The sequence below is a fragment of the Pseudomonas sp. SR18 genome (assembly GCF_023701505.1).
In the GTDB taxonomy this organism is placed as follows: domain Bacteria; phylum Pseudomonadota; class Gammaproteobacteria; order Pseudomonadales; family Pseudomonadaceae; genus Aquipseudomonas; species Aquipseudomonas cyclaminis.
This window is the reverse complement of the sequence record NZ_JAMQAU010000014.1, coordinates 174,957-182,800: the sequence shown is the minus strand read 5'-3', so window position 1 is coordinate 182,800 and position 7,844 is coordinate 174,957. Positions and strand designations below refer to the sequence as shown.

The window sequence follows — 7,844 nt, the reverse complement described above, 5'->3', positions numbered from 1 at the left end:
AGCCCCAAAACCAGGCAACTTGGTTTTTCTGAAAAAACGCGGTGGCTTTGATGGGGCTGCTTCGCAGCCCAGCGCGGGACAAGCCCGCTCACCACAACAGCCCAGTTGCCATAGATTCAGTATCCACAGGAAGTTGTGTAGATACCTATGCTCATCGGGGGCAAGCCCCCTCCCACACTTGAACTGCGCTGCGGTCAAAAATGTGGGAGGGGCGGTGCGACGATTCGACTGGCCCCCGATGAGGCCGGCACAGCTACCGACACGCTCAGGAAGCCATCCCCAACTCCCGCTTCACCAGCTTCGCCAACTTCACGCTATCAATCGGCTTAAGCAAAAAATCCACCACGCTCAAATGCATGGCATCAATCACGTCCGGCGCCTCGGCATCCCCCGACATGATGATGATCGGCAGCGCGGCACGGGTGGATTCTCGCACCTGGCGAATCAGCTCCAGGCCATTGCTCGGTGCCATGCGCAAGTCGGTGATCAGCAAACCGATGGAACTGCTGGATTTCAATAAATCCCACGCCGCCTCACCACTCTCGGCGGTCATGCAGCGAATACCGTCCAGCCCCAGGATCTCCGCCAGCAGTTCGCGTGCGTCCTTGTCGTCGTCGACGATCAACACGCGTTGTGGCGGTAAATCAGGCTCCAGCATCACGGCGCTCAGCGCCTCGCGCTCGGCATCACTCAAAATATCGTGGTCGGACATACGGTTCTCAGCAGTTTTCATCAATCCCCCAGCACACTCGTCAGACATCTGCGGAAGGGCGATCAATGTGCACTTCGTCGGAAAGTTTGCCTAGTGGGTGTTCTACGGGGTTTGGACGATATTCATGTAAGGTTTTTCCCTAGGTGTGTGCCGTTTGTATCGACCTAGACTTACGTCCAATGGGCACCCACCGCGTAGGAGCCGACCATGCAGGACGATAACGACAAAAAAACTGCGGTCACTGTTATGAGTAAAGCTGATGCTTTCACGCAGGCGGGTAAAACCGCCGTGTTGCAGAACATCCACGGCACCCTGCAATTCCTGCAACGTTTCCCGCCATTCAATCAAATGGAAAATGCGCACCTGGCGTTTTTGGTTGAACAGTGTCAATTACGCTTCTTCGGCCCCGGCGAGAGCATTCTCAAGCCATTGGGCGGGCCGGTGGAGCACTTCTACATCGTCAAGCAAGGCCGCGTCGTGGGCGAGCGGCCGGAGTCGGCAGAAACCACCTTTGAAATCACCACCGGCGAGTGCTTCCCCCTCGCCGCGCTGCTGGGCGAACGGGCCACGCGCACTGAGCATAAAGCCGCCGAAGACACCTTCTGCCTGCAATTGAACAAACCGGCCTTTATCAAGCTGTTCGCCCTCTCCAGCCCGTTTCGCGACTTTGCCCTGCGTGGCGTCAGCAGCCTGTTGGATCAGGTCAACCAGCAGGTGCAGCAAAAAGCCGTGGAAACCCTCGGCACTCAATATTCGTTGAACACCCGCCTGGGCGAATTGGCCATGCGCCACCCGGTGATGTGCAGCCCGGACACGCCGCTGCGCGAAGCGGTGACACTGATGCACGAGCAACAAGTGGGCAGCATTGTGATTGTCGACGCGCACCAGGCGCCTCTGGGGATTTTTACCCTGCGCGATCTGCGCCATGTGGTGGCCGACGGCACCAGCAATTTCAGCCAGGCCATCGACAGTCATATGACCCAGGCGCCGTTCTTCCTGACCCCGGACCACAGCGCCTTCGACGCCGCCATCGCCATGACCGAGCGGCATATCGCCCATGTGTGCCTGGTCAAGGACCAGCGCCTGTGTGGCGTGGTGTCCGAGCGCGACCTGTTTTCCCTGCAACGGGTCGACCTGGTGCACCTGGCCCGCACCATCCGCAACGCGCCCAGGGTGGAGAACCTGGTGGCGATTCGCGGGGAGATCGGCCAGTTGGTCGAGCGGATGCTCGCCCATGGCGCGTCGTCCACCCAGATTACTCACATCATTACCCTGCTCAACGATCACACCGTGTGCCGGGTGATCGAGCTGACCCTCGCCGAAAAAGGCGACCCCGGTGTGCCCTTCAGTTGGTTGTGTTTCGGCAGCGAAGGCCGTCGCGAGCAAACGCTGTACACCGACCAGGACAACGGCATTCTGTTCGAGGCCAGGGACGCGGTGGAAGCCGCCGAGATTCGCGGTCGGTTGCTGCCCCTGGCGCAGCAGATCAACCAGAGCCTGGCGCTGTGCGGGTTCAGCCTGTGCAAAGGCAACATCATGGCCGGCAACCCCGAGCTGTGCCTGTCGCGGGCGGAATGGGCGCGGCGGTTTGCGGCGTTTATTCGTGAGGCGACGCCGGAAAACCTGTTGGGTTCGAGCATCTATTTTGATCTGCGGGTGGTGTGGGGCGATGAACAGGGTTGCGAGCACTTGCGCCAAAGCGTTCTGGATCAGGTGGCGGATAACCGGCTGTTTCAACGCATGCTTGCAGAGAATGCCTTGCGCCAACGGCCACCTGTAGGACGTTTCCGTGAATTCGTGCTGACACGCAAAAGCGGTGAAAAGGCCACACTCGACCTCAAAGTGCAGGGGCTCACGCCATTCGTCGATGGTGCGCGCCTGCTGGCGCTGGCCAATGGTATTCACGCCAACAACACCCTGGAGCGCCTGCGTCAGTTGGTGGCCAAGGAGGTCATCGAGCCGCTGGACGGCGCCGCGTATGAAGAGGCGTACCACTTTATCCAGCAAACCCGCATGCAGCAGCACCAGTTGCAGACCCGCGAGAACCAGCCGTATTCCAATCGCGTCGACCCCGACAGCCTCAACCACCTCGACCGCCGCATCCTGCGTGAATCCCTACGCCAGGCCCAGCGTCTGCAAAGCAGCCTGACGTTGCGGTACCAACTGTGAGTTGGTTCGACTGGCTACGTACGAAAAAGCCTGGACTCGATGCCGCGCAACAACGGCGCCTGGAGCAACTGTCCAAGCCGGTGCCGCTGGGCGACACCCCATTGCGCGCCCAACGCTGGGTGGTGGTGGACCTGGAAACCAGCGGCCTGAACCTCAACCGTGATCAGGTACTGTCCATCGGCGCAGTGGTGATTGAAGACGGCGCGGTGGATTTCTGCCAGCTGTTCGAGCGCACCCTGCAACGCGCAGAAACAAAACTCAGCCCCAGCGTGTTGATCCACGGCCTCGGCCCCAGCGCCATCGCCGCCGGCAGTGATCCGGTAGAAGCGCTGCTGGACTTCATGGCATTCGTCGGCGACAGCCCATTGCTGGCTTTCCATGCGCCCTTCGACCAGCACATGCTGGGCCGCGCACTCAAGGACAGCCTGGGTTATCGCTTGGCGCACCCGTTTCTGGATGTGGCCGACATCGCCCCGCTGCTGTGCCCCGAGGCGCATATCCGCGAAGCCGGGCTGGATGACTGGATCAACCATTTCCAGCTGCACGTGGGCGAACGCCATCACGCCAGCGCCGATGCCCTGGCCACGGCGGAACTGATGCTGATTCTGTTCAGCCGTGCGCGACAGCAGCACATCGACTCCCCACAGGCGCTGCAGGAGCGTTTGAGCCAATGGAAACGGCGTAAACGAGCGCCATCGTTTTAATGTCATCTCCCGACGGACGCCAATTGCGCCCACCCCACGCCTCTGACACAATCGCGAATAATTCTCGTTAGTTTAAACCCCTTGTTTATTCGGTGATGCCTTGTCGTCGGCCCAGACCCCACACAGTGAGCTTGTTGGCGCGTTGTATCGCGACCATCGTGGCTGGCTGCTGGCCTGGCTGCGGCGCAATGTGGCCTGCCCGAGCCGCGCCGAAGACCTGAGCCAGGATACTTTCATGCGCCTGCTGGGCCGTGACGAGTTGCGCGAACCCCGCGAGCCTCGGGCATTTCTGGTGGCGATCGCCAAAGGCTTGTTGTTCGACTACTTCCGTCGCGCCGCCCTGGAACAGGCCTATCTCACCGAATTGATGCTGATCCCGGAAAGCGAACACCCGTCCCCGGAAGAACAGCAACTGATCCTCGAAGACCTCAAGGCCATCGACCGCCTGCTCGGCAAGCTGTCGAGCAAGGCCCGCGCCGCCTTCCTCTATAACCGTCTCGACGGCCTGGGTCACGCAGAGATCGCCCAGCGCCTCGGCGTGTCGGTGCCTCGCGTGCGCCAGTACCTGGCCCAGGGCATTCGCCAGTGCTATATCGCGCTGTATGGCGAGCCGACGTGAGTGCGATCAGCGCAAAGCCGGTGTCGGCCCGTGTGCTGGATGCGGCGATTGCCTGGCAGTTGTCTCTGGACTCCGGCGACGGCAGCGCCGTGGAACGCGAAGAGTTCAGCAAATGGCTGGCCAGCCATGAAGAACACGCTCGCGCCTGGCGCCAACTGGGCATGCTCGACCAACGCTTCGGCGTGGCCTCGGGCCCGGCGCGGGCGGCGTTGCTGCAGTCGCGCGAAGGCATTCGCCAGCGGGTGCGCAAGCTCGGCACTGGCCTGGCGAGTATCGCGCTGGTGTGCGGTCTGGCGTTGTTTGCCGGCGAGCGCTATGTGCCGATCCACTATTGGCTGGCCGACCAGCGCACCGCCACCGGCGAACAGCGCACGCTGAAACTGGCGGACGGCACCCGGATCAACCTCAATACCCACAGTGCCATCGACGTGCGTTTTGATGAAAAACGCCGGCTGATCGTGTTGCAGGACGGCGAAATCCTCGTCGAGACCGGCCACAACGATGCGCGCCCGTTCTACGTGCAAACCCGCGACGGCAGCCTGCGAGCGCTGGGCACGCGGTTTATCGTCAAGCGCGAGGAAGGCGCCACGCGATTGAGCGTTTTGCAATCGGCAGTCGCGGCGCAGCCGGAAGCCTTGCACCAGGAACAGACTTTCAAGGAAGGCCAGCAAGTGCTGATGCGCAGTGACGGCCTCGGCCCACTGCTGGCCGTCACTCCTGCCACCGACGCCTGGACCCGCGGCATGCTGGTGGTCGACAACGCCCGCCTGGGCGACGTGGTGAATGAGCTCAGCCGCTACCGCACCGGCTACCTGGGCGTGGACAAAAACGTGGCTGACCTGCGCATCACCGGCAGCTTCCCGCTGCACGACACCACGCTGGCGCTCAACGCCCTGCTGCCGACCCTGCCGGTGCGGATCGAGCAGCACACGCCGTGGTGGGTGACGGTCAAGGGTAAGCCGTAGGGGCTGTGGTCGCCGGGCGATCGCTATCGGGGGCAAGCCCCCTCCCACATTTTCGTGGGACGGGGCTTGCCCCCGATGAGGTCCTCAAACACCCCACAAAAATATTTTCGCCCTGCCCTATCACTTTTCGATTCTCGTTCGGCACCTAGGCAATTGAGAAATATTTCCATTCAGGAGCCGCCCATGTCCCGCACGCTAGACACCTTGTTGCGCCCCAGCCTGTTAGCCGTGGCCATTGCCCTCAGCGCCCCGCTGGCCAGCACCTCGCTGTTCGCCGCCGAACAGGCGTCCAGCGTGCGTGCCTACAACCTGCCTGCCGCATCGCTGGCCACGACCCTGAACCAGATCGCCAGCCAGGCCGGCCTCGCGCTGACCCTCAACCCGGCGCTGGCGGCGGGCAAGACCTCGGCTCCGGTCAAAGGCCAGTTCGATGCGCAAGGCGCACTGCGCGAAGCGTTGCGTGGCACCGGGTTGCAGTTGGAGCAGAGCAGCGCTGGGACGTTTACCTTGGTGGCGATTCCCGAGGGGGTTGTGGCGTTGCCAGAGACCAGCATCATTGGGCAGGGTGATAGCGAAAGCGCTTGGGGGCCGGTGGAGGGTTACGTCGCCAGCCGCACAGCGGCTGGCACCAAGACCGATACGCCTATCGCCGAACTGCCTCGCTCGGTCACGGTGATCACTCGTCAGCAAATGGAAGACCGCTCCGTTCTCAACCTTAACGATGCCCTGCGGTACACCGCTGGCGTGCAGAGCAGCGGCTATGGCTCCGACTCGCGCAGTGACTGGCTGCTGGTACGCGGTTTTGTTCCGACGCAATTCCTTGATGGCCTGCCACTCCCTAAAGGCAACTACGCCACGCCGAAAATCGACACGTGGAATCTTGAGCGCATTGCCGTCCTGCGGGGCCCGGCCTCTTCGGTCTATGGGCAGACTCCGCCTGGCGGTTTGCTGGACATGGTCAGCCGCCGCCCTCAGGCACAAAGCTCGAATGAAATTGAAGTTCAAGCCGGCAGCAATAACCACAAACAGATCAACTTCGACAGCACCGGCAAGGTCGACGATGAAGGCCAGTTCCTCTACCGCGTCAGCGGTGTGGTGCGCGACAGCAACACCGCTGTCGATCACATCCCGGACAAGCGCTACAACGTCGCACCCAGCCTGACGTGGAATATCAACGACGACACCAGGCTCACGCTACTGACCCAGTTCACCCGCGACGATACGGGTATCACCGGGCAGTTCCTGCCATTGCAAGGCACCAAGTTGAGTTCACCGGCCGGCAAGATTTCCCACCACAAAAACCTGGGTGATCCGGACTGGGAATTCTATGACCGCACTTACTACGCGCTGGGTTACGCCTTCGAGACGCGCCTGAACGACACCTGGCAGTTCCATCAAAACCTGCGTTACACCAAGAACGACCTGTCCTTCCAGGGCATTACCGCCGGTGGCGCGTTCTTTCCGAATGGCCCTGAAGTTGCGGTTGATGCCGATGGCAACGTGAGTCGTTCAGCTGGCAAGGTCGATGAAAACATCGGCCAGTTCGCCGTCGACAACAACTTCCAGGCTGACTTCAAGACCGGTGCAATCAATCACACCCTGCTGCTGGGCCTCGACCACCAGCGCTCCGACAGCGATGCGCGCTGGCTGTGGGGCTCGGCGGGCGTGCCGACCATCAACTTCAACCGTCCGGTGTATGGGCAGGACTTCTCGAAAGTCACCTACTTCACCATGTACGACTACAACCAGAAGACCCAGCAGACCGGTCTCTATCTTCAAGACCAAATGGCTCTCGACAACTGGCGCCTGACGCTCGGCGGGCGTGAAGACTGGGTCCATACCGGCACCACGTTCCATAACCTCAACGACGCAACCAATACTCAGCGTGACAAGCATTTCAGCGGTAACGCAGCGCTGAGCTATGTCTTCGACAACGGCATCACCCCGTACCTCTCCTACGCTGAATCATTCCAGGCCGGCTCGGGTACACAAGTGGGCAGCACCGGGGCATTCAAGCCCACCGAAGGCAAGCAATATGAAGCCGGTGTCAAATACCAGCCGCCAGGCACAAAAGCGTTGTTCACCGCTGCGGTGTTCGACCTGACCCAACAAAACACCTCGGTCACCGAAGGCAGCATCACTCGCCAAGTCGGTGAGGTACGAGTCCGTGGACTTGAATTGGAAGCCAGCGCCGACGTTACCGAGAGCCTCAAGCTCGTGGGTTCCTATACCTATAACGACAGTGAAATCACTGAAGGTGTTGCCGCAGAAAAAGGCAATCGTCTGAACCAGCTGCCTCGCAACCAAGCCACCGGCTGGGCCGACTACACCTGGCGCAGCGGCATGCTGGACGGATTCGGTGTGGGTGCAGGCGTGCGCTACGTCGGCGACACCTACGGCAATGCCGCCAACACCGACCTCGGTCATGTGGGCTCCTACACCGTATACGACGCCTCGGTGCACTACGACCTGGGCCGCGTAAACAGCTCCATGAAAGGTGTGACCGTGGCAGTCGACGCCAAGAACATCTTCAACAAGGATTACCTGTCGACCTGCGACGGCTTCTACTGCTACTACGGTGACCAGCGTAACGTGGTCGCCAGCGTGAACTACAAATTCTAAGACGGTGAAAAACCGCTGATGAAGGGCCGCCTGAACCGCGGCCCTTTTGCCTT

Annotated in this window: 6 protein-coding genes; 5 read left to right on the top strand and 1 reads right to left on the bottom strand. The window is 61.1% G+C overall.

From position 1 onward, the window contains the following. Positions 1-265: 265 nt before the first annotated feature. The gene (locus tag NDJ82_RS20515; protein ID WP_158878562.1) at positions 266-712 is read right to left on the bottom strand and encodes a response regulator; all 447 of its coding nucleotides are present in this window, start codon (positions 710-712) and stop codon (positions 266-268) included. Between the two features lie 246 nt (positions 713-958). On the opposite strand from NDJ82_RS20515, the gene NDJ82_RS20510 reads away from it, so the two are divergent. The 5 genes from NDJ82_RS20510 to NDJ82_RS20490 all read left to right on the top strand — a co-directional run bounded on the left by NDJ82_RS20510 (position 959) and on the right by NDJ82_RS20490 (position 7,791). Next, complete coding sequence (locus NDJ82_RS20510) at positions 959-2,881, top strand: putative nucleotidyltransferase substrate binding domain-containing protein (RefSeq protein WP_250926184.1); 1,923 nt, start codon at positions 959-961, stop codon at positions 2,879-2,881. Next, positions 2,878-3,585, top strand: coding sequence for a 3'-5' exonuclease (locus NDJ82_RS20505; RefSeq protein ID WP_250926183.1), 708 nt, complete (start codon positions 2,878-2,880; stop codon positions 3,583-3,585). The genes NDJ82_RS20510 and NDJ82_RS20505 overlap by 4 nt, the downstream gene beginning before the upstream one ends. A 100-nt stretch (positions 3,586-3,685) precedes the next feature. Continuing rightward, positions 3,686-4,204, top strand: coding sequence for an RNA polymerase sigma factor (locus tag NDJ82_RS20500; RefSeq protein ID WP_112192600.1), 519 nt, complete (start codon positions 3,686-3,688; stop codon positions 4,202-4,204). Further along, positions 4,201-5,169, top strand: a complete 969-nt coding sequence (locus NDJ82_RS20495; RefSeq protein ID WP_250926182.1) for a FecR domain-containing protein — start codon at positions 4,201-4,203, stop codon at positions 5,167-5,169. The genes NDJ82_RS20500 and NDJ82_RS20495 overlap by 4 nt, the downstream gene beginning before the upstream one ends. A gap of 183 nt (positions 5,170-5,352) precedes the next feature. Continuing rightward, on the top strand, positions 5,353-7,791 hold the full coding sequence (locus NDJ82_RS20490) for a TonB-dependent siderophore receptor (protein WP_250926181.1): 2,439 nt from the start codon (positions 5,353-5,355) through the stop codon (positions 7,789-7,791). The last annotated feature ends 53 nt before the right edge of the window (positions 7,792-7,844 follow it).

Excerpts from the sequence above, each read along its gene's own strand:
- NDJ82_RS20515 (WP_158878562.1), bottom strand. The coding sequence starts at position 712 with ATGTCCGACCACGATATTTTGAGTGATGCCGAGCGCGAGGCGCTGAGC.
- NDJ82_RS20510 (WP_250926184.1), top strand. The coding sequence starts at position 959 with ATGAGTAAAGCTGATGCTTTCACGCAGGCGGGTAAAACCGCCGTGTTG.
- NDJ82_RS20490 (WP_250926181.1), top strand. The coding sequence starts at position 5,353 with ATGTCCCGCACGCTAGACACCTTGTTGCGCCCCAGCCTGTTAGCCGTG.